Origin of the sequence: Salipiger abyssi (assembly GCF_001975705.1) — a bacterium.
Taxonomy (GTDB): Bacteria; Pseudomonadota; Alphaproteobacteria; order Rhodobacterales; family Rhodobacteraceae; genus Salipiger; species Salipiger abyssi.
This window is the reverse complement of sequence record NZ_CP015093.1, coordinates 1,507,209-1,529,121: the sequence shown is the minus strand read 5'-3', so window position 1 is coordinate 1,529,121 and position 21,913 is coordinate 1,507,209. Positions and strand designations below refer to the sequence as shown.

Below are 21,913 nucleotides of genomic sequence, written 5' to 3'. Positions count from 1 at the left end.
GCGGCACGCTTGCGGAGCGTAGAGTATCATAAACGCGATCATCTGCATCTGCCTGCTCGAATTACGATGCCCGGGCACCTGGAGGCGCGGGAGTTTGTTAACCTTTACCCGGTTAGACCAGAGGAATTTGTCGAGAATAAGGTCCATTTGGGGGCATTGTTTACCCTGCCGCCGGGCCGCGTCACCCGCTCAGAAGCCCAGTAGATTGGCGCGGGTGATGGCCTCTTCGACAAAGGCGGCGCGGTCGGTTTCGGGGGCCCAGCCCAGCAGCTCCTTGGGCTTGGTATTGGCGAAGGGCGAGAAATGCGCGCGGCTCTTCCAGTCGGCCAGCGACGGGCGGATCACGCCGCGCTTGCGCAGGGCGTATTTCTTGAGCCCGTATTTCACCGCGTCCGACAGGTAGAAGGCCGTGAGATTGCCGCTGGTGACGCGGATCTTGGCCCCGAGCGCATCGTGGATGGCCTCGAAATAGCCGCGCGCCGACATCATCGGCTCGCCGATCAGGTTGAAGCTCTCGCCGATGGCCGCGGTGCGGGTCGCCATGCGCACCAGCCCGTCCGCCACGTCGTCGATCAGCACGAAGGGCAGGATATTCTCGCCCGGCCCCCAGATGCGCACCGCGCCGGCGCCGTGCCAGCGCCCGATGCCCCAGTGTTGCAACGGCCCGCCATGGCCCACCACGATGCCGGGCCGCGCGATGGTCAGCGGCAGCCCGCGCTCGCGGTGCAGCCGCATGAGCTGGCGCTCGCATTCCGCCTTGGACCGGGCATAGAGGTTGCGGTCGGTCATGTCGTCGGGGAACGGCGTGTCCTCGGTGATGGTCCGGCCCGGGTCCGACATGTCGTAGCTGGCGATGGTGCCGGTATAGACCAGCCGCTTCACCCCGGCCTTTTCGCAGGCCATGCCGACGCGGGTGGCCACGCCGACATCGTTGATCAGCGCATCCGCCCAGGTCTTGTCCATCGACTTGGCGAGGTTGAAGACCACGTCGATGCCATGCATCGCCTCGGTCAGCCCGTCGAGATCGTGCAGCGACACGCCCACGGTCTCCACCTGATCGGGCAGGTCGGGGAAGGGGCCGGTCTTGCCGCGCGACAGCACGCGCACATCGTGCCCGTCGGCCACCAGGCGCCGGGTCAGCGCCCGGCCGATGAAACCGGTGCCGCCGATCACCATGGCGGTGGGCTTCGGCTGCCTGGTCTGCACGGCGGGCGCCTTCACCGCCAGCTTGTCGGCGGGCAGCAGCGCCAGCGCATCGTCGAGCGCCTGCATCACGGTGACAGCACTTTCGCCACTGAACCGCGCATCCTGCGGCGCGCTCATATTGCCGTAAAGCGCGCGGTCCATGCCCCGGAAGCTCAGCGCATAGGGGCCTTTCTGGTTCAGCGAGCTGGCCTGAGCCCAGGCGTTGCGAACCCCCTCGCGCAGGTGCTGACCGCTGAGGTCGAGCTGCTTGCGCAGCGGGTTCACGATCAGATCCGAGGTATTCTCACGCTCCACGATCAGCACATCCGAGGCGAAATCAAGCCGCGCCCGGGCCGAGGAGCCGCGCAGCGTCACCGAGCGGTCGTCCTGCGTTTCCACCAGCGAGACGGTAAAGGCGATCTCCACATCGCCGGCGCGGGCGAGGATGCGGAAGCCCTGCGGGCGCGGATCGCCGCCGGGCAGATCCACCGGCTTGCTCGCTTCGGCAAAGACGATCTCGGGCGTGCCGAACAGATCGACGGCAAAGCTCATCAGATGCGGCCCGACCTCGAGCAGCAGGTTTTTCGGCTCGCGCAGCAGCCAGAGGTTGAACGGCCCCGAGCGCAGCGGCGAGAGCGGCAGCGCATAGGTGATCTCGGCGGTGGAGACGCGGCCCAGCGCGCCGGAGCGAACCATCTCCTTCAGCCGTTCATAGGACGGCAGGCCGAGGAAGTTGTGCCCGGCGTGAAAGCGCCGGCCCGCCGCCTCGGCGGCGGCGAGGATCTCGCGCGTGTCCTCAGTGCTTTCCGCGACCGGCTTTTCCACCAGCACATGCAGCCCGGCCTCAAGGCACTGGATCGCCAGCGGCTTGTGCAGATGCGGCGGCGTCAGGATATGCACCGCATCGCAGATGCCGCTTTCGATCAGCGCCTCGACCGATGTGAAGGGCTGCGCGCCATAAGCCTCGGCCATGCCCTTCGCGGCGGTTTCGGAAACATCGCAGATAGCGGCGACCGAGACGCCGGGCGTCGCTTTCAGTGCGTCGGCGTGCCAGGTGGCGATATATCCGGCCCCGATCAGGCCGACACGGATGGGTTCGGACATAGATCAGTCCCTCACTTGTACTCGATGATGCGCATCTGCGCGTTCCGGAGCTGGCGCCAGTGAAAGGTCGCCATGCCGATGAGATTGGGAAATTTCGACAGCGTCAGCAGGATGGCATGCCGGAGCGCCTCTGCGCGCGGCAGCCCCTCGCGCATCAGCCCCTGCGCGGTACGGAGGAAGTTCAGCGCATAGGCGGCCAGCCCCAGCAGCGGCAGGCCCCACCATAGAAACGCGCCGATCAGGATGACAAGCGGCAGCGCCAGCCCGTAGACCAGCACGCGGCGGCGTTCCTTGACGAAATATTCCGGGTGCAGATGGCCCACCTGCGCAAAGCCGTGGCCGGTGCGCACGGCGCGTGTCCACCATTGCCCGAACCGGTGGGTATCGGCGTCGTGGCGGGTCATCTCCTGCGGGATGCGCTCCAGCACCCAGCCGGCCTTGCGCAGCCGCGTGCAGAACTCGTCATCCTCGGCGGCGATCACCGTCGGATCGAAGCCGCCAACGCCCTGGAACGCCTCGGCCCGCACCATCATGTCGCCACCGCAGGCAAGGATCTCGCCAGCCGGCCGCCGCCATTCGAAATCGGCGAGCTGGTTGTAGAGGCTCGCATCGCGGTGGATCTCGGAGCGCCAGCCGGTGACCATGCCGAGTTTCGGATGCGCTTCAAGATGCGCCCGCGCGGCGTCGAGAAAGCCCGGCACCAGCGCGCAATCGCCGTCGATGAACTGCACCAGCTCGGGTGCCTCCAGCGCCTCGAACCCGGCATTGCGGGCCCGCGCGGCGGTGAAGGGCACCGAAAGGTCGAGCTCCACCACCGTGGCGCCGGCCCTTTGCGCCTCGGCGATGCTGTCATCGGTGGAGCCGCTGTCCACATAGACCACCTGCCGCGCGACACCGGCGACAGAGGCCAGCGCCGCGACCAGACGGGCGCCCTCGTTGCGGCCGATCAGCACGACATCGACGGCCCTCATTCCAGCACCTCGCGTTTCGGCGGCGTCTCGCCATTGGCATAGGCGGTGAAAAGCGACGAGAGCCGCGCCGCCTCGGTATGGATGTTGAATTCCGCCTCGACGGTGGCGCGGCCCACCGCGCCCATCACCCGGCGCTGGTCGGCGCTGGCCAGCATCTGCTCGATCGCCTCGGCAAGCGCCGCGACATCGCCCGGCGGCACCAGCACGCCGCTTTCCCATTGTGCCACCAGCTCGGGGATGCCGGCGATCTGCGTGGCGATCACCGGCACACCCGCCGCCATCGCCTCCATCAGCACCACCGGCACGCCCTCGGCAAAGCTCGGCAACACGAAGAGATCGCTCTGCGACAGCGCCTCGGCCACCTCGGCCTGGCTCTGGTAGCCGAGAAACACCACCGTCTCGCCCAGCGGTTCGGCCCGCGCCTCCAGCGCCGCGCGCTCCGGCCCGTCGCCGATCAGTGCCAGCCGCAGATGCGGGAAGCGCTCCCTGAGCGCCGCCACCGCGTCGAGCAGCACCGGCACGCCCTTCACCCCCGCAAGTCGGCCCACGAACAGCAGCGTCTGGCCCTTGTGCTGCGCGGTCGCGTAGCGCTCGGGCTCGATGCCGCAATGTACGATATGCAGCTTGTCCCAATGCTCGGTCGCGGCGAAACACATGAGCTGCGAGCGGCAGTAATCGCTGATGCAGGCGACGAATGTGGCGCGTGCGGTCTTTTCGTCGATGCGCCAGTGACCGGGTTCGAAAAAGATATCCGGCCCGTGGATGGTGAAGCTGTAGGGAATGCCCGAAAGCTCGCTCGCCAGCATCGCCACGGTGCAGGAGGCCTTGGCGATATGGTTGTGCAGATGCTGCACGCCCTGCGATTTCATCCGGTCGGCCAGAACCGCGGCCTCGGCAAAATAGATCAGGTTGTAGAGCCGGCCCTTGATCCCCTTCGGCGCCGTCTTCCACGCCAGTTTCAGCGCCGAGAGATAGCGCCCGGGCCGCAGCATGAAGCGCAGATGCGCCTTGATCAGCCGGAACGGGTTCTTCGCCGCATCCAGCACCCTGAAGGTACGGGCATGCTCCTCGCGCTGCTCCGGGCCGACCAGATGCTCGTCCCCGGTGGTGCGGATCGAGCAGGTCAGCACCTCGTGGCCGAGCGCGCGCAGCGCCGCCACCTCGCGCTGGATGAAGGTATCGGAGGCGCGGGGATATTCTCCGGTCAGATAGGCGAGTTTCGGCAGGCTCATTCGGCACCCCTCGTGCTGCGTTCGAGCATCTGCTCGTAGCCTGCCGCATCATTGCCGCCAAGGGCTGCCCGCAGCGCGGTGTTCGGCCAGCGCAGCGGCATGATGCGGGCGCGCAGGACCGGCTCGCGCAGGAGGCCCGGCAGGCGCGGGGCCAGCGGGCGGAGCAGTTTCGCGAGGCCCAGCCAGACCGTCCAGGGCAGCGCCATCGACAGTTTTGGCCTGCCGGTCGCCCTGCGGTGCGCGGCGACATAGCGACTGCGCGTCGGCAGGTCGTCATCGACCGCGTTCAGTGCCCTGATGCCCCCGGGATCGGTCAGGGCGGCGGCGATCAGCGCTTTGGCAAGCTGCGTGACATGGACGATTGGCAGCACGCCGTCCGAGGTCAGGGTGATGTGCAGCGGCCCGGCATCGACGCCGTTCAGCGCATGCCACGTGCGGCCCGGCCCCCAGACCGCGCCGGGCCGGATCAGCCAGAGCGGATGCCCGGCGGCGCGGGCCAGAGCCTCCTGCGCCAGCTTGGCCTCGGCATAGGCATCCGGCGCGTGGCCGGGTGCGGCCAGCGCCGAACGCTCGTCCAGAACCGCGCCGGGGGCCACGGACATCGTGTCGTAGACCACGATGGAGCTTACCAGCACCAGCCGCAGGCCCTCGGGTAGCGCCGCGAGCAGATGGCGCGTGCCCGAGAGCGTATCGGCGGCGATCTTTTCCGCGTCTCCGCCGAGATGCGCGGCGGCATGGATTGCCGCGCCGCAGCCTTGCAGCGCCTGCGCGAGAACCGCGACCGAGGCCGGGTCGGAGAGATCCGCCGTCACCAGCGCGATGCCGGCATCCCGGGACCATTCCGCCGGAACGGTCCTGCGCACCACGGCCACCACCTCGATCCCGCGCGCGCGGGCCACGGCCACGCAGGCGCGCCCGATGAACCCGCCGGCGCCGGTGATCAGGATGCGCTTCACTTCGCCCACGGCATCGGCTCCATCGGATCGCAGCGTGTGGTCATGGCCTGCGCGCCGGTGGTCTCGCCGGCATTCTGGATCGCCAGTGTGACCTCGGTCATGTGCAGCGCGAAATCCGCCGAGAGGCGGCAGGGGCGGGCCTGTTCCAGCGCCTCCAGCATCTCGGCGGGGCCGAGCATGAAATTCATCGCCGCCGCGCCCCAGCGCTTCACCTTGGGATGGGTCGGCTGCGGCAGCCGGATGCGGCGCGGGAACGGGTTTTCCATCAGCCGCCGGCGGATCGTCATGCGCTTGGCAAAGCGCACTCTGGCGCTGTTGACCCAGGCGGCATCGCAGCTCAGCACGCCCCTGTCGCCGACGATGCGGATGGAATGGTCGTGCGGCGCCACGATCGAGCAGGTCAGCCGCGTCACCGGGCCGTTCTCGAAAAACAGCGTGGCGACCGACAGGTCCGGCGCCATCGGCCCGTTGCCGGTCTTGTCGGGCACGGTCTCGGCGCTGGCGGCGACCACGGTGCGGACCGAGCCGAACCAGGAAATCAGCCAGCCCAGGTAATAACCCGCATGTTCCAGCGTGCAGCCGACGCGGAATTCGTCCTCATAGGGCCAGGGCGCGCCGGTTTCGCTCAGCCATTTCTCATAGGCGGCCTGCGGTACGAACCCGTCGTCGAGCTCGGCATAGATCGCGCGGGGCGTGCCGGCGATGCCCTTGCGCAGCGCGTGGCCGAGGGTCTGCGCGGTCTCGCCCAGCACCGAACAGGGCGCCGATGCCAGCAGCAGCCCGCGCGCAGCGGCCAGCGCATGCAGTTCCCTGGCCTGCGCGACCTCCATCGCCAGCGGCTTTTCGCAATAGACGTGATGCCCGGCCTCAAGACAGGCGCGGTTCAGCTCGTAATGCGCCGCGGGGTTGGTGAGGTTCAGGATCACCCCGCCCGGCGGGGCCTCGTCGAGAAAGCGGGTCAGCGAATCCTTGGCTGGCAGGCCCCAATGGGTGCAGAACCGGTCGAGCCGCGCCGCGTCGCGGTCATAGACCCCGGCGACCTCGATCCCCTCCATGGCCTGAAGCGACCGCAGGTAGAGATCGGCGACAAAGCCGCAGCCCAGTATCGAGATCCTGCGCATCAGCCCCGCTTCCGCGCGCAGCGCAAACTGGTAAGGTGCCCGTTCGAGCGGGAGAGCGGAGGGGTGGACATGACGTTCCTACTCGCGAATCTGAACCTGCCGGTAAGAATTGCTTCATCATGCAAATTTGACGAGAATTCGGCAGACCGCCCTCGTAGTCCCCGCTTGGCCCTAACTTGGCGGAAATCGTGCGAAATTGAGGCCCGGGGGACACGGTTTGCGGGAAATCGTATCCGGGCGCTCCTCCGTTTGCCATGAATTTGCGCTATGAAGATCGCGCGGGGCGCTGGAGGGATGCAACGAGTAATGGATTTCAGCATAGCCGGTGAGCGGATCTCGGTGAATGTTCCGACCTGGGCCGCGCTTCAGGCTCGCGTGGCCGAGCGTCTGGCGCAGCGGCAGGGTTTCGCGCTGGCGACGATCAATCTCGATCATCTGGTCAAGCTGCGTGCCTCGCAGGTGTTTCGCCGCGCCTATGCGGCGCAGGATTTCGTCGTGGCCGATGGCAATCCCATCGTCTGGATGTCGCGGCTCGCGGGCCGTCCGGTCGAGCTGATCCCCGGCTCCGACGCCATTCTGCCGCTGGCGCGGCTGGCGGCCAAACACGGGGTCGGCGTGGCGCTCGTGGGCAGTACCGAGCCGGCGCTTGCCGCCGCCAAGAGCTATCTGGAACGCGAGGTGCGCGATCTTGAGGTCACGCTGATCATCGCCCCGCCGATGGGATTCGAGCCTGCGGGCGAGGCGGCGGATGCGATCTTTGCCCGGCTGACCTCCTCCGGTGCGGGGCTGTGTTTCGTGGCGCTGGGCGCCCCCAAGCAGGAGATCTTTGCCGCCGCCGGGCGCCGCAAGGCGCCGCAGATCGGCTTTGCCTGTATCGGCGCGGGGCTCGATTTCTTTGCCGGCACGCAGCGCCGCGCGCCGGGATGGGCGCGGCGCTTTGCGGTGGAATGGCTCTGGCGCGCCTCCTACAGCCCCCGGCGCCTGCTGCCGCGCTATGCGAAATGCCTCGCGATCCTGCCCGGGCAGATGCTGCGCGCGATGATGATGCGGTTTCGCTCGCCGCAGCACTGAGCGGATCGGCCCTAACCCAGCGTCCGGGGCCGTCGCCGGCGCATCAGGATCAGATCCTTCAGCCTGCCCTTGAGCCCGCGCGGCGGCAGGATCTCGCGATCCATCTCGAACACCGCGCCGGTCAGCGCCGGATCCATCCGCAGCGCCAGCTCTACCCCCCATTTTGCCGAGACCTCCGGCGCCACGCCGTCGGGGATGCCCATCGCGGTCTTCAGCATGCCGGGCATCCAGTCGCCGATGACGATGCCGGGAAAGCGGTCGCCCAGATCTGCGATGAGCGCGCGGGTAAAGATCCGCGCCGCACCTTTCGAGACCGAATAGGCGGAGGAGGCGGGCAGGGGGGTGAGATCGGCAAAGGTCGCCACGTTCAGGATGCGGCCTCGTCCGGTCTCACACATATCTTCGAGCGCGGCGCGGGAACAGGCGACGACCCCGCCGAGATTGATCGCCACGGTCCGCATGAAGCTCTCGCCGCTTTCGTCGAGGATATCGCGGCGCGGATACACGGCGGCGTTGTTGATCAGCAAGGCGATGCGGCCATGCTGCGCGCGGATCTCTGCAAATGTCTCGCTGACCGCCTGCGCGTCGCTGACATCCAGCGGCAGCGGGTGAAAGGCACCCGAGGCCAGCGCGCGGGTCTTTTCCAGCGCGTCGGCGCGGCGCCCGGTGCCGATCACGGTGACGCCCTGCCGCCCCAGCTCCAGCGCCAGCGCGCGGCCGAGGCCGGACCCGGCGCCGGTGACGATGGCGATGCCGTCTTGCGGGGTGAGGCGGGTCATGCCGGCTCCTTTGCGATGATGCCCGCCACGCGCAGGGCGTTGGCGGCGATGGTCAGGCTGGGGTTCACCCCCATCGAGGTCGGCATGAAGGACGCATCCGTCACCCAGAGATTGCGCAGCTCATGGGCGCGGCAATCGGCGTTCAGCACCGAGCTCGCGGGATCGGTGCCAAAGCGCAGCGTGCCGCTCGGGTGGCCGAAATTCAGCTCCGGCGCCATGCCGAGGAACACATGCCGCTGCCCCCGGAAGGCGCGCGAGATGGCCCGGCGAAAGGCCTTGCGCCGCGCCAGAAGCTCCGGCTGATAGCGGTAGCTGACCGAGAGACGCTCGGGCTGCGCAGGGTCGTAGGTGACGCGGTTTTCCGGATAGGGCAGATCCTCCATCAACCCGACGAAAATCTGCGCCTGTCCGAAGAGCTTTGCCGCAATCGCTGCCGGAATGCGGGTAAGCTGGCTCAGCCCCCGCACGCGGCGCAGGGAAGAGCGGGCGAGCATCAGGTTGAGGTAATGCACGATCTCGCCATAGGAGGCGCGGATGCCCATGGCCTGGATCATGCCGAGCCGCGCGCCCTCGCGCAGGTAGAGGTCGCGCAGGGCGATGGATTTCGTCGCCCCCGCATCCGGCGTGCCGCGCGGCGGCCAGAGCGCGAACATCTCGTTGAGATGGAACATCAGATTGCGCCCGGCCATGCCGGAGCTGTTCGCGGCGCCCTCCGGCCAGGCCTCGCAGGCGGAGGCCAGCAGCAGTTTCGGCGAGCCGAGCGCGCCGCCGGCGAGCACCACCTGGCCCGCGCGAAACACCTGGAGTTCGCCGCCGATCCGCGTCTCGACCCCTTCGACCCGGTCGCCCGCGCCCAGCAGCCTTGTCACCTCGGCCCGGTCGATCAGCGTGGCTTTGCCGGTGGCCAGCGCCGGCTCCACCCCGGCGGAGCGCCCGTCCATCTTGCAGCGCTTCGGGCATTTCGTGCCGAGGCAGTTCAGGCAGCTCTCGACCCGGTCGATGGCGGTATGGGCGTGATAGGGATGCAGCCCGCGCCGTTCCAGCGCCGTCATCAGCGCGGTTTCGGTGGGGTTGAGCGGCGGTGGCGCGGCCATCGTCATGGGCGGCTCGGGCGAGAGCGGATCCTGGGTGCCGTGGATGCGGTAGAGTTCTGCCGCGCGGTCGTACCACGGGCGCATCGTGTCGAACCCGACGGGCCAGCCGCCGGTGGGGTGGGGCCGGTCGGGCAGATCGTCGAGATCGTGGCGTTCCGGCCGTTCCAGCGTTGCGGCATAGAACACCGAAGAGCCGCCGACCCCGGCGCCGAGCGGTGCGTAGAACGTGCTCTCCTGCCCGTTCACCTCCGCATGCAGCGGCGTCGGCCAGAGCCCGCGCGCCAGCCGCGCCTCGGGCACGAATATCTCGGACAAACCGTTGCGCTCGCTGCGGCGGCCAGCCGTGCCCTGTTCGAGAAACAGAACACGGCGCCCGGCCTCGGCCAATGCGCGCCCGGCGGTGCCGCCACCGATGCCGGTGCCGATCACGATGACATCCCACTCCACCGCGCTGGCCGGATGGCTCACGATTCGGCGCCCTCGCCCGGCGCGAAGATCGGGGCGAAGAGCCCGCGCAGCGCCAGCGCGGCGCTGTTGGTCATGTGGTTGTTGTCGAAATAATAGCCCGTGCCGTCCACCAGCGCGTGACAGGTCGTGTCGTCGCAGATTCGCGGCCAGGGGTCGATCCAGGTGATGACGCCGGCCTCTGCCATGGCGCGCCATGGCGCCTCGGCGGCGTCGATGCGCTGGGCGAGGGCGGCGCGGGGCATGCTGCTCTGGATGACCGGCGGCTTGGCCAGCGGCCAGCCCGTATGGGCTGCCTCGCGCGCGGCGATGCGGCTGTCATATTGCGCGATCTCGGGCGGCTGGCGCAGCACGATCACCTCTTCGAACCGGTCGAGCAGGGTGTTGACGGTGGCGCGGGCGGCCTCGGCGACGATGCCGTCCTGCGGTGCGCCGACGCGGGCGGGCGCGTCGGTGGGGTGGATGGCGATGGTGTTATGCGCGTCGAGCCCGATGCCGGTGCCGCTGGCGTAATAGGTCCAGCGCCCGATCAGCATGACCTTTTTCAGCGACGGCAGCAGACCGAGCGCCTGCCGGATCTGGAGATTGGCATTGGTGCAGGCGGTGTCCTGCGCCAACGTGGCCGCGCTCTCGACCTTGCGGATATCGAAGAGCGGCGGGCAGCCTGCGCGCCAGATGATCATGCCCGGGGTGCCCGCCTCATGTGCGGCGAGGTCGAGCCCCTCCTTGAAGGCGCGCACATGGCTGTCGCCCCAGACCAGCACCTGCGGCGCGCCCTCGGGACCGATGGGGCAGATCTCGAGCCCCATGAGCGGCCCGTCGGAGGCGGTTTCGCAGCGGCTCCAGTCTTGCAGGAAATCGGCGGAGGCGGCGATATGCGGGCGCACCTCCGGGCCGAAGCGCTCGGGCAGCCCGTCCTTGAGGTAGAGCCAGCTTCCGATCGCCAGAAGGCAGGCGGAGGCCGCCACGGTGCCGCCAAAGATCGCGGTGCCCGGCACGCGCAGCCGCCGCACCGGATTTTCCACGAAACGCCAGGACAGCCAGGCCAGCGCCACCGACAGCGCCATCCAGCCCACCGCCTCGGCCATATTGGCATAGCCGCCGCGCAGATAGACCGAGAGCGTCATCACCGGCCAGTGCCAAAGATAGAGCGAATAGGAGATCTTGCCGAAGAACACCGGCTCGCGCGCCGAGAGCATCCGGTTGACCGTGCCCCGCCCGCAGCCGTTCGCCAGCAGCAGGACCGTGCCCAGCACGGGAAAGACCGCGAGGACTCCGGGGAAATGCGGGCCCGCCGGGATCAGCAGCAGCGAGGCCAGCACCAGCAGCAGCCCTAGCCAGCTCAGCGCCGCATAGCCCTGCCAGCGGCGCCCGCTTTCGCAGCCCCAGATCGCCAGCAGCACGCCGCTCAGCATTTCCCAGGCGCGGAAAGGGAAGAGATAGAAGGTGGCGGTCTGGTGGGTGGGCGTGAACGTGATGCAGGCGGCGAGCGAGGCTGCCCAGCAGCCCACCAGCGCGACGATCAGCGCGCGGCGGTTGCGCGACAGCAGCAGGATGAAGAGCGGCAGGAAGATATAGAACTGCTCCTCCACCGCCAGCGACCAGGTGTGCAGCAGCGGCTTTTCCTCTGACGCGGTGTCGAAATAGCCCGCCTGACGAAAGAACAGCACGTTGGAGAGATAGACCGTCGCGGCGATGAGCTGCTTGCCGAATTCGCGGAATTCGAAGGGCAGCAGCAGCGCCCATGAGAACAGCGCGGTGACCATCGCCATGGTGAAGAAGGCCGGCGCCAGCCGGCGGAAGCGGCGGATATAGAAATGCCGCAGCCAGATCCGCCCGGTGCGGTCGTATTCGCGCCAGAGGATGCCGCCGATCAGGAACCCCGAGATCACGAAGAAGATGTCGACGCCGACAAAGCCGCCCTCGAAGCCGGGCAGGCCGAAATGGTAGAACACCACCGCCAGCACGGCGATGGCGCGCAGCCCGTCGATATCGCTGCGATAGGGCAGGGAGGTGAGGCCCGCTTGGCCGGGCGCGTGGTCGGAATCGGTATTCGGGGCCTGTGTCATCACTCGCAATCCGGATTCTCCGGGACAATTCCACGCCATAAGCCCCCCTAGGCGTGCCTCGGGCCTTTCTAGCCCGTCGAGTGAGGCGATTCAAAGGCAATGGGGCGTCGCGGCAAAGGCTATTCGCCAAGTGTTGCCGGATCGTCAATCCGGGCGGGAGGCAAATGGGGCGCGCCTTGCCCCGGGCGCTCAGAAGAATGCCGGTTTCGGGGCCGGTTTGCCCGCGATCAGCCAGTCATAGACCCGTGCCACCTGCTCCGCCTTGCGGGGCCAGGTGAAATGGCTCTGCACCCGCGCCCGGGCGGTCTCTGCCATGGCGGGCAGGCTCGAGGGGTCGTCGGCAAGCGCCTCCAGCGCCCCGGCAAAGCCGCGCACGATCTCGGCGCGCGTGCCGCAGGGCACCTTGAGCCCGGTTCCGGGCACCACCAGCTCGCCCGGACCGGCGTAATCGACGATCAGCGGCACCACCCCCAGCGCCATCGCCTCCAGCACCACGCCGCCGCCGAATTCGCGGATCGACGGGAAGGAAAGCAGGTGGCAGCCTGCCATGATGTCCTGCACGTCGCGATGCTCTTTCCAGCCGTGGAAGGTGACGGCCTTCGCGGCTCCCAAAGCCTCGGCCTGCGCCACCAGATCCGCCATCATCGGCCCGTCGCCGATCATGTCGAGCGTCATGCGCCCGTCGCGCAGCAGCGGGGCGGCGGCCTCCAGCAGCATGTCCGGCCCCTTATAGGGCACCAGCCGGCCCACGAAGCAGGCGCGCAGCACGCCCGGCGCGGGGGCGGCGACGCGGTTGAACCGCGCCGGGTCGATGCCGTTTTCCGGCAGATAGAGCGTCTTGTCGCGATGCCGCGCGGGGATCTCGCTCTCGGTGTGGCGCGAGCCCACGAGGATCGCCGAGGCCTGCGCCAGCGTGGCGCCGCGCCCGGGCATCAGCTTGTAGGCCGACCGCAGATAGCTCAGCCATTCCTTTTCGCGACGCCGCTCGGCGTCAAAGCCCTTGGGCCAGGGCACGCCGCCGTTCAGCGGCCCCAGAACGAAGGGCACGCCGGCGCTGGCGCAGTGCCCGGCAAGCGAAGAGGAGATCGTCGGCGACAGCGGCGTGATGCGGTGGACGACATCCCAGTCGCCGTTGCGGATCCCGTCGCCGAAGCGCTGCCAGACCAGCCGCTCGAAATGCGGATAGCTCAGCGCGTTGATCGCCTGCACCATGGTCCAGCCCTTGCCCTCGCCCATGCGCAGCTTTTCGGCAAGCTTCCACATCGGGCGGGCATAGGTCTCGGAATCGATGGCGGTGAAATCCGCGCCCTCGGCGAGCCCGGCGCGCAGGAATGCCTCGCGGTTGCGGATCTGGGTGACGATATGCACATCCGCCACCTCGCGCAGCGCGCTTGCCAGCGACCAGCCGACCAGAGGTACGCTCACCCATTCGGGATTGGCCGCCTCGGCAATCGCGAGGACACGGGGCCGTTTCAACTCACTCATGACCCGCCTTCACATGATGGATTGCCATTTGAGCGCCCGGCCGTCCGCCGGACCCCGTTTCAGCCGCGCCGCCTTGAGCGCCTCGGCATAGCCGGTGAGGGTGCCCGCCAGCAGCCAGGTGAGCGGGGTCAGCGTGGCGTTGGGCAGCATGTCGAACACATTGATCGCCAGCATCAGCGACAGGGGTCCGATAAAGGGCGATATGGCGTCGCGTCCCGCCATGACGGACTCGCGCCAGAGCAGCACCAGCGGCAGCACCAGCAGGCCGAATTCGGCGAGGAAGCCGACCCAGCCATAGATGCCGATGACGATGATCCAGCGGCCGTCGGTTACCGTCTCGATCTCGCCCGTCACCGGGTTGAGGATGTGGTTCCGCCCCCAGCTTCCCCAGCCGAATACCGGCTTTTCATAGGCGCGTTCGAGCAGGATGTTCTCGTTGGTAAAGCGGAAATCCAGCGAATTGGCGCGCTCCGGGTCGATGCTGGAGATCTCGCTCAGCAGTCGCTCTTCGGGTACCAGATGCGCGCCCTTCATGATCGGGTAACCGATGGCCAGAATGCCGATCAGGATCGCCACCTTGATCTGCATGAGCCTTGTCAGGAACAGGATGGAGGGGATCAGTGCAGCACCGAGGATCAGCGAGCCCAGCGACTTCGAGATCAGCAGGATGAGCAGCAGATAGACGGCCGCGGCCAGCACCTTGATATTGTGCAGCCGCTCGTCCTGCCGCCAGAGCGCAAAGGCACCGGCGGCGGCGGTCATGATGAAGAACGCGACCCAGAGCCCGTGATAGAGGAACACCACCGGGCGATAGCCGCCGGCGCGGATCGACTGGCCGAACAGGTGCTGGTAATAGCCGTAGATCCAGTTGTTGAGCTGCGGCGAGAGCCGGATCTCGATCAGCATCAGCAGCGAATAGACCAGCCCGCTGACCATCAGCGCGAGCAGGAAATAGCGCTGCGCCCCGCCGCTGACGAGATACTGGCGCGCCAGCAGGAAGGGAAGGACCAGCAGGAATTGCTGGACCATCAGCGCCAGCGCGTCCTTGGCGCTGAGCCCGGGCAGCCCGATGCGACCGTAGAAGACCGGCTCGGTGTTGTTGATCGCCGTCATCACCGGCGACAGGATGAAGGTCAGCAGCAGCAGCTTGCCCACCAGAGACTGCGGCAGGATCGAGCCCTGCGGCCCGTATTTCCAGATGCAGAAGGCAAAGGCCGTGAGCGCCGGAATATTGTGCTTCATCAGCGGCGGCATCAGCGGCAGGTCGAAGGCGGCGGGCGGCTCGGGCAGGAAGAGATAGCCCACCATCAGCGACAGGATCAGCGCCCGCTCGACCGGCAGGCGGCGGAACAGGGCGATGGTCACCAGCGGCCAGATGGCCAGCATGAAATAGGCGAGAGGGTTGGGCATACTCGTCTTCGAAGCTTCACTCGCGGCGCTCCGCAGGCCCCCCACGCGCCCCGGATCTCAGGCGCGACCATAGCAGGCGTGGCACGGTTTGTCGCGCGCGGGATGCGGAAACCCGGCGGGGCTGGCAGATATGGCACAATTGAGGGGATTGACCATACACGCCCCGTCCGGGCCATGATGTCGCCCCATTGCCTTGTCAGGCACTGGCGCGGGACAGAAAACATTTACAGGGTGTTCGTGGTGACAGAGCCCCGGCTGAACATTGCCTATTTGTGCGACTTTTCTCCGCTCGACCGAAACATGTATTCGGGCGGAAACGCGCGCATCTACGAGGCATTGCGCAAACATGCGGGAGACGTGACGATCCTGTCGAACGCCTGGGGGCTGGCAGAGCCGCTGCGGCGGGCAATTGGCCACACGCCTGAATCGGTTGCGCTGCGCCTGCGCTGGCGCGCGCATCTGGCGCTGGCGCCGGTGGTCGCGCGCAAGGTCCGCGACGAGCTGATGCGCGGAGAATACGACGTGCTTTTCGGCACCTATTCCTTTCACTCCATGTGCCATCTGGTGCCGCCCTATCCGATGGTCACCGCCTTCACTTCGGATGCCACTCAGACGATCTACCGCAATTCCGAGATCGGTCAGGCGCACCCGTCCAAATTCCCCGGCGGGCGGCTCTTCGACGACAGGGTGGAGCGCTGCGAGGGGCATGTGTTCCGCGGCACCGACCTGCTGTTCTGGCCATCGCGTTGGCTGAAAGACGCGGCGGATGCGCGCTATGGTCTCTCGCCGTCGAAATCGCTGCTGGTGCCCTGGGGCGCCGGGATCGCGCCGCCGCCTCCGCCCGAGCCCACGCTGATCGGGCGCGACCGCCCGGTCGAGCTGTTGCTGGTCGGGCGCGACTGGTTCGCCAAGGGCGGCCCCGTCGCCTTCGACAGCATGCAGGCGTTGCGCGCGCGCGGCATCGACGCGCGGCTGACGGTGATCGGCTGCGTGCCGCCGGAGTTTCACCGCAACGCGTTTGTCACCGTGCATCCGCAGCTCGACAAATCCGTGCCGGAGCAGGCGGCGATCTTTGCCCGTGCCTTTGCCGGGGCGCATTTCCTCGTGCAGCCCTCCTATGAGAGCTACGGCTTTGCCTTCTGCGAGGCCTCGGCGCACGGGCTGCCGGCGCTCTGCCTCGCGGTCGGCGGCGTACCGGTGCGCGACGGGGTCAACGGCCATGCGTTGCCGCAGGGCAGCACGCCGGAGGATTTCGCCGGCCTGATCGAAACCTATCTCGACACGCCGGATGCCTACGCCTCGCTGTCGCGCTCGGCGCGGCGCGAATACGAGGAGCATCTGAACTGGGATGCCTGGGGCCGCACGGTGGCCGGGCATCTGCGCGCGCGGGTCGCAGAGCTGCATTCCGCCTCCCGTGCCAGGGCTGCTGGCTGAGACCGCACAGGGTCCGGCTTAGGGGCGGGGCGTTGCCGGCGTGACGGCAATGCCACTGGTCAGCGCCGCGCGGCTGTCCTAGCTTCAGCTCCGAGGAGACCGAGCCACGGCATGACCGACCAGCCCAAGATCGACCTGTCCCCGCGCGTCTCGGACGAGATCCGCAAGACGACCTGCTACATGTGCGCCTGCCGCTGCGGCATCAATGTGCATCTGAAAGAGGGCAAGGTCAGCTATATCGAAGGCAACCGCGACCACCCGATCAATCGCGGCGTGCTCTGCGCAAAGGGGGCCGCCGGCATCAAGCAGGTCACCTCCCCCGCCCGGTTGCGCGCGCCGCTGCGCCGGGTCGGTCCGCGCGGCTCCGGCGAATTCGAGGAAATCAGCTGGGAGGAGGCGCTGGAGCTCGCGACCTCCTGGCTGAAACCCCTGCGCGAGACGGCGCCGGAAGAGCTCGCCTTTTTCACCGGGCGCGACCAGTCGCAAAGCCTCACCGGCTGGTGGGCGCAGCAATTCGGCACGCCGAACTATGCGGCGCATGGCGGTTTCTGCTCGGTCAATATGGCGGCGGCGGGGATCTACACGCTGGGCGGGTCGTTCTGGGAATTCGGATCACCGGACTGGGAGCACGCGCAGCTTCTGCTGCTCTTCGGCGTGGCCGAGGATCACGACAGCAATCCGATCAAGATGGGTCTGGCCAAGCTCAAGGCGCGCGGCGCCAGGATCGTCGGGGTGAACCCGATCCGCTCGGGGTATAACGCCATCGCCGACGAATGGATCAGCATCACCCCCGGGACGGACGGGCTCTTCATCCTGTCGCTGGTGCATGAGCTGCTGCGCGCCGGCAAGATCGACCTCGACTTCCTCGCCCGGTTCAGCAACGCGCCGGTGCTGCTGGATTGCGACCCGAAATCTCCCGATCATGGCCTGTTCCTGCGCGACGACGCGGGCCGCCCGCTGGTCATCGACCGCCGCACCGGCAAGCCCGCCCCCTGGGACGGCGAAGGCGTGGAGCCCGATCTGCGCGGCAAGCTGCGCCGCGCCGGCGTCACCCATCGCGCGGTGATGTACGACATCGCCGAGCGCTACCTCGCGCCGGATTACGCGCCGGAAAAGGTGGCCGAGCGCTGCGGCATCGCACCGGAACAGATCCGCCGGGTGGCGGCGGAGCTCGCCCGCGCCGCCTTCGACAGCGATGTCACGCTGGATCAGCCCTGGACCGATTTTCGCGGCATCGCGCACAAGACCATGCCGGGCCGCCCGGTCGCCGTGCACGCCATGCGCGGCATCTCGGCCCATGCCAACGGTTTCCAGACCTGCCGGGCGCTGCATCTGCTGCAAACCCTTCTGGGCGCCGTCGAGACCCCCGGCAGCTTCCGCTTCAAACCGCCCTATCCGAAACCCGCCACCGCGCATCCGAAACCGCATTTCCGCACCGCGCCCGGTCAGCCGCTCGACGGCCCGGCGCTGGGCTATCCGCATGGGCCGGAGGATTTGGCGCTGACCGAGGACGGCGCCCCGGCCCGCATCGACAAGGCGTTCAGCTGGGAAAACCCGCTCTCGCCGCACGGGCTCATGCATATGGTGATCTCGAACGCGGCGGCGGGCGATCCCTACCGCATCGACACGCTGTTCCTCTACATGGCCAACATGGCCTGGAACTCGTCGATGAACACGCGCGGCACGATGGAGATGCTGACCGCCACCGACGAGGCTGGCGAGTACCTGATCCCGCATGTGATCTATGCCGATGCCTATCGCTCGGAAACCGTCGCCTATGCCGATCTGATCCTGCCCGACACCACCTATCTGGAGCGTCACGACTGCATCTCGCTGCTCGACCGCCCGATCTCCGAGCCTGACGCGGCGGCGGATGCGATCCGCTGGCCGGTGATCGCGCCCGACCGCGATGTGCGGCCCTTCCAGTCGGTGCTGCTCGATCTCGGCGCGCGGCTGGGCCTGCCGGGCATGGTGACGGAGGACGGCGCGCCGAAATACACCGATTACGCCGATTACATCACCAATCACGAGCGCAAGCCGGGCATCGGCCCGCTGGCGGGCTGGCGCATGGGGCCGCACGGTCTCACGCATGGAAAGGGCGACCCGAACGCGGCGCAGATCGACAGCTATATCGGCAATGGCGGGTTCTTCACCGCGCCGTTGCCCGAGGAGGCCGCCTATTACAAACCCTGGAACCGCGCCTATCAGGACTGGGCCGTCTCGTTCGGGCTCATCGACAAACCGCAGCCCGCGTTGATCCAGCTCTGGTGCGAGCCGCTGCGCCGCTTCCAGCTCGCCGCCGAGGGCAAGCGCGCGCCGCAGCCGCCCGACGCGCTGCGCGGCCGCATCCGCACCACGCTCGACCCGCTGCCGCTCTGGTACGCGCCGATGTCGGACGCGTTCGAGGATCCGGCGGAATACCCGGTGCATGCGCTGACCCAGCGACCCATGGCGATGTATCATTCCTGGGGCAGCCAGAACGCCTGGCTGCGGCAGATCCACGGGGTCAATCCGCTCTACCTTCCGACCTATTGGTGGGACAAGCTGGCGCTTTCCGAGGGCGACTGGGTACGGGTGACCTCTTCGCATGGCGAGATCAGCGTGCCCGCCGCGCATATGGCGGCGCTCAACAGAAATACGGTCTGGACCTGGAACGCCATCGGCAAGCGCAAGGGCGCCTGGGCACTCGACCCCAAGGCCCCCGAGGCCACCAAAGGCTTTCTGCTCAACCACCTCATCCACGAGCTGCTGCCCGCGCGCGGCGACGGCATGCGCTGGAGCAATTCCGATCCGGTCACCGGGCAGGCCGCCTGGTTCGATCTGCGGGTGAAACTGGAAAAATCCGCCGCCCCCGACGAGGCGCAACCGGTCTTCCCGGTGATCCCGGGCTTTCATCTTTCTGCAAATACTCAAAAAACACCCTCTCCGAAGGCGCAGCCCCCGGACAATGAGGGCACGCCATGACCGACCTGCCCCAACACAGCGAGAAAAAGCTCGGTCTGGTGATCGACCTCGACACCTGTGTCGGCTGTCACGCCTGTGTCGTGGCCTGCAAGGGCTGGAACGATCAGGCCTATGGCGCGCCGCTGTCGGACAGTGAACCTTACGGCGCCGATCCCTCCGGCGCCTTCCTCAACCGCGTGCACAGCTACGAGGTGCTGCCCGAAACCGGCCCCGCCCAGCATGTGCATTTCCCCAAATCCTGCCTGCATTGCGAGGACGCGCCTTGCGTCCCGGTCTGCCCCACCGGCGCCAGCTACAAGCGTGTCGAGGACGGCATCGTGCTGGTCAATGAAGACGCCTGCATCGGCTGCGGCCTCTGCGCATGGGCCTGCCCCTATGGCGCGCGGGAAATGGACCCGTCGGCGGGGGTGATGAAGAAATGCACGCTCTGCGTCGACCGGATCTATAACGACGCGCTCCCGGAGGAAGACCGCGAGCCCGCCTGCGTGCGCACCTGCCCGGCCAACGCCCGGCATTTCGGCGATCTCGGCGATCCGGAGAGCGCGGTGTCACAGCTTGTGGCGGAGCGCGGCGGCATCGACCTGATGCCCGAGCAGGGCACCAGACCGGTGAACAAATACCTGCCACCGCGCCCGCGCGACGGTTGGGGCGGGGACACGGATGTGCTGGCGCCCTATCTGGAGCCGGTGGCGGAGGAGCCGCAGGGCTTTCTCGGCTGGCTCGACCGCACGCTGGGGAAGCTCTGAATGCATCCGGCAAGGTCGATCATTCTCTTCACCACGCTCTCGGGGCTCGGCTTCGGGCTGCTGGTCTGGCTGGGTCTCGACCCGACCCCGCCCACCGGCTGGGTCGCCTTTGTCTTTTTCGCCATCGCCTATGCGCTGGCGCTGGGCGGGCTCGCCGCGTCGAGCCGCCATCTGCGGCGCCCGGAACGCGCGCTCAAGGCCTTCACGCAATGGCGCAGCAGCTGGCTCTCGCGCGAGGCCTGGGGCGCGCTTCTGGCGCTCAGCGTCATGGGGCTTTACGCGCTGCTGTTGCTCTTCGGCATTCCGGTATTGCCGCTGGGCTGGCTGGGCGCGGCGCTGTCGCTGGCCACGGTGGGGGCCACGGCGATGATCTATGCGCAGCTCAAGACCGTGCCGCGCTGGCATCACTGGTCGACGCCGGCGCTGTTCCTGTCCCTCGCGCTGACCGGCGGCGCGCTGCTTTCGGGGCGTGTGCTGGCGGCGAGCCTGCTGCTGATCATCTCGGGCGCGCTGCAAGTCTGGGTCTGGTGGGACGGCGACAAACGCTTTGCCCGCGCCGGCACGACGCTCTCCAGCGCCACGGGGCTGGGCGAGCGTGGCACGCCGCGGGCGCTGTTTCCGCCGCATACCGGCAGCAATTACCTGCTCGACGAGATGGTCTATGTGGTCGGGCGCCGCCATGCGCAAAAGCTGAGGGTCATTGCCCTGCTGCTCATGGCGCTGCTGCCCTTGATACTGCTGCAACTGCCGCTGCCGCATGTTTTCGGGCTGCTGGCTCTTGTCTCGCACGCGGCGGGCGTGCTTGTCTCGCGATGGTTGTTTTTTGCCGAGGCGGAGCACGTCGTCGGCCTGTATTACGGGAGACGCTGAGTGGGTTTTCTCGCCGGGTTCGATGACCGCTGGCAGGATGCCGCATCCTATCTCGATGCGCTGCGCCATGATCTGGGCGAGGGGCAGCGGCTGGATCTGGTTCCCGAGTATCTCGCCCCGGATGTGGTGGTGCAGGACGGCGCGGCTGTGCTGTCCGGTCCCGAGGCCGTGGGCACCGCGCTCGCGGCGCGGCGGGCGGCGCTGCCGGGTCTCTCTCTCTGCGCAGAGGAGACGCTCTGGTCGGCCTCGGCGCCGAACGCCTTTGTCGCGGCGCAGCGCTTCCAGTGCCGGGCGCGGCATGGCGGGCCGGGGCTCTACGGTGCGCCGGGCGGCAGGGCGCTGAGCTATCTGGAGATGAGCGAGAGCTGGTGCGTGTCTGGCGCGTTGCGGGCGCACTGGGTGCTGCGTGACGAGCTGGCGATCCTGGCACAGATCGGCGTGCCCCCGGAGGAGGGCGCGCGCTGGCGTCTTTCGCAGATGGCAGGGCCGGAGGAACCGCCCGACATGCCCGATCCGGGGCCGGGCAATGACGATGCCTGGGGCCATACGCTGGGCGATCTGGTGAATCGCATCATGAGCGGCGATCTCTCGGTGATCGCGCGGCACTACGATCCGGCGGCAGAGCTGTTCCAGCCCGGCGCCGTCATCGGTCATGGCCCGGCAGAGGCCGAAGCCTTCTGGCTGGGGCTGCGCGCGGCGCTGCCCTCGGCACGGTTCGAGGTGCAGCATCTGCTTGGCGCCGAAGAGCACCTGTCGCCGCCGCGCGCCGCGATCCGCTGGGCGCTGACCGGCACACATGACGGCCACGGCGTTTTCGGCAGCCCGAGCGGCGCCGAGGTCACGGTGCTGGGGATGACGCAGGCGGAATTCGGGCCGGACGGCCTGCGGCGGGAATGGACGCTTTACGACGCGCCGGGCGTTCTGGCGCAGATCCTGCGGGCGCGCGGCTGACCGCGC

16 protein-coding genes are annotated in these 21,913 nt (G+C 68.0%); 6 read left to right on the top strand and 10 right to left on the bottom strand.

What is annotated here, in order from left to right:
- Window positions 1-189: 189 nt before the first annotated feature.
- Genes Ga0080574_RS11010 through Ga0080574_RS10990 form a run of 5 tightly spaced genes read right to left on the bottom strand, consistent with a single transcriptional unit; the run spans window position 190 to window position 6,569 of the window.
- Window positions 190-2,289, bottom strand: coding sequence for an NAD-dependent epimerase/dehydratase family protein (locus Ga0080574_RS11010; RefSeq protein ID WP_076698745.1), 2,100 nt, complete (start codon window positions 2,287-2,289; stop codon window positions 190-192).
- Between the two features lie 11 nt (window positions 2,290-2,300).
- Window positions 2,301-3,260, bottom strand: a complete 960-nt coding sequence (locus tag Ga0080574_RS11005; protein WP_076698742.1) for a glycosyltransferase family 2 protein — start codon at window positions 3,258-3,260, stop codon at window positions 2,301-2,303.
- Entirely contained in the window at window positions 3,257-4,492 is a 1,236-nt protein-coding gene (locus Ga0080574_RS11000) for a glycosyltransferase family 4 protein (RefSeq protein WP_076698739.1), read from the bottom strand. The genes Ga0080574_RS11005 and Ga0080574_RS11000 overlap by 4 nt, the downstream gene beginning before the upstream one ends.
- Window positions 4,489-5,457, bottom strand: coding sequence for an NAD-dependent epimerase/dehydratase family protein (locus Ga0080574_RS10995; RefSeq protein WP_076698736.1), 969 nt, complete (start codon window positions 5,455-5,457; stop codon window positions 4,489-4,491). The genes Ga0080574_RS11000 and Ga0080574_RS10995 overlap by 4 nt, the downstream gene beginning before the upstream one ends.
- On the bottom strand, window positions 5,445-6,569 hold the full coding sequence (locus tag Ga0080574_RS10990) for a Gfo/Idh/MocA family protein (RefSeq protein WP_076698733.1): 1,125 nt from the start codon (window positions 6,567-6,569) through the stop codon (window positions 5,445-5,447). Before Ga0080574_RS10990 ends, Ga0080574_RS10995 begins: the two co-directional genes overlap by 13 nt.
- Window positions 6,570-6,875: 306 nt before the next feature.
- On the opposite strand from Ga0080574_RS10990, the gene Ga0080574_RS10985 reads away from it, so the two are divergent.
- Window positions 6,876-7,640, top strand: a complete 765-nt coding sequence (locus Ga0080574_RS10985) for a WecB/TagA/CpsF family glycosyltransferase (protein WP_076698730.1) — start codon at window positions 6,876-6,878, stop codon at window positions 7,638-7,640.
- 11 nt (window positions 7,641-7,651) lie between these two features.
- Here Ga0080574_RS10985 and Ga0080574_RS10980 read toward each other — a convergent pair whose 3' ends face one another.
- From Ga0080574_RS10980 to Ga0080574_RS10960, 5 genes are all read right to left on the bottom strand, one after another.
- A complete protein-coding gene (locus Ga0080574_RS10980) occupies window positions 7,652-8,419 on the bottom strand; it encodes an SDR family oxidoreductase (protein ID WP_076698727.1) in 768 nt (255 codons plus the stop codon).
- On the bottom strand, window positions 8,416-9,981 hold the full coding sequence (locus Ga0080574_RS10975; protein WP_076698724.1) for a GMC oxidoreductase: 1,566 nt from the start codon (window positions 9,979-9,981) through the stop codon (window positions 8,416-8,418). The genes Ga0080574_RS10980 and Ga0080574_RS10975 overlap by 4 nt, the downstream gene beginning before the upstream one ends.
- Complete coding sequence (locus Ga0080574_RS10970) at window positions 9,978-12,047, bottom strand: acyltransferase family protein (protein WP_076698721.1); 2,070 nt, start codon at window positions 12,045-12,047, stop codon at window positions 9,978-9,980. The genes Ga0080574_RS10975 and Ga0080574_RS10970 overlap by 4 nt, the downstream gene beginning before the upstream one ends.
- A gap of 189 nt (window positions 12,048-12,236) precedes the next feature.
- Window positions 12,237-13,532 (bottom strand): glycosyltransferase family 4 protein, encoded by a 1,296-nt coding sequence (locus tag Ga0080574_RS10965; protein WP_198039803.1) that lies wholly within the window; start codon window positions 13,530-13,532, stop codon window positions 12,237-12,239.
- A 9-nt stretch (window positions 13,533-13,541) separates the two neighbouring features.
- Window positions 13,542-14,942: a hypothetical protein gene (locus Ga0080574_RS10960; protein ID WP_076698718.1), complete on the bottom strand. Its 1,401-nt coding sequence runs from the start codon at window positions 14,940-14,942 to the stop codon at window positions 13,542-13,544.
- A 240-nt stretch (window positions 14,943-15,182) separates the two neighbouring features.
- Between Ga0080574_RS10960 and Ga0080574_RS10955 the strand changes: the two genes are divergently transcribed.
- The 5 genes from Ga0080574_RS10955 to Ga0080574_RS10935 all read left to right on the top strand — a co-directional run bounded on the left by Ga0080574_RS10955 (window position 15,183) and on the right by Ga0080574_RS10935 (window position 21,907).
- The gene (locus Ga0080574_RS10955) at window positions 15,183-16,376 is read left to right on the top strand and encodes a glycosyltransferase family 4 protein (RefSeq protein WP_076705878.1); all 1,194 of its coding nucleotides are present in this window, start codon (window positions 15,183-15,185) and stop codon (window positions 16,374-16,376) included.
- 111 nt (window positions 16,377-16,487) lie between these two features.
- A complete protein-coding gene (locus Ga0080574_RS10950) occupies window positions 16,488-19,340 on the top strand; it encodes a molybdopterin oxidoreductase family protein (RefSeq protein WP_083716819.1) in 2,853 nt (950 codons plus the stop codon).
- Entirely contained in the window at window positions 19,337-20,086 is a 750-nt protein-coding gene (locus tag Ga0080574_RS10945) for a 4Fe-4S dicluster domain-containing protein (RefSeq protein ID WP_076698715.1), read from the top strand. Before Ga0080574_RS10950 ends, Ga0080574_RS10945 begins: the two co-directional genes overlap by 4 nt.
- Window positions 20,087-20,956, top strand: coding sequence for a dimethyl sulfoxide reductase anchor subunit family protein (locus Ga0080574_RS10940; RefSeq protein WP_076698712.1), 870 nt, complete (start codon window positions 20,087-20,089; stop codon window positions 20,954-20,956).
- Entirely contained in the window at window positions 20,957-21,907 is a 951-nt protein-coding gene (locus Ga0080574_RS10935; protein ID WP_076698709.1) for a nuclear transport factor 2 family protein, read from the top strand.
- Window positions 21,908-21,913 lie beyond the last annotated feature (6 nt).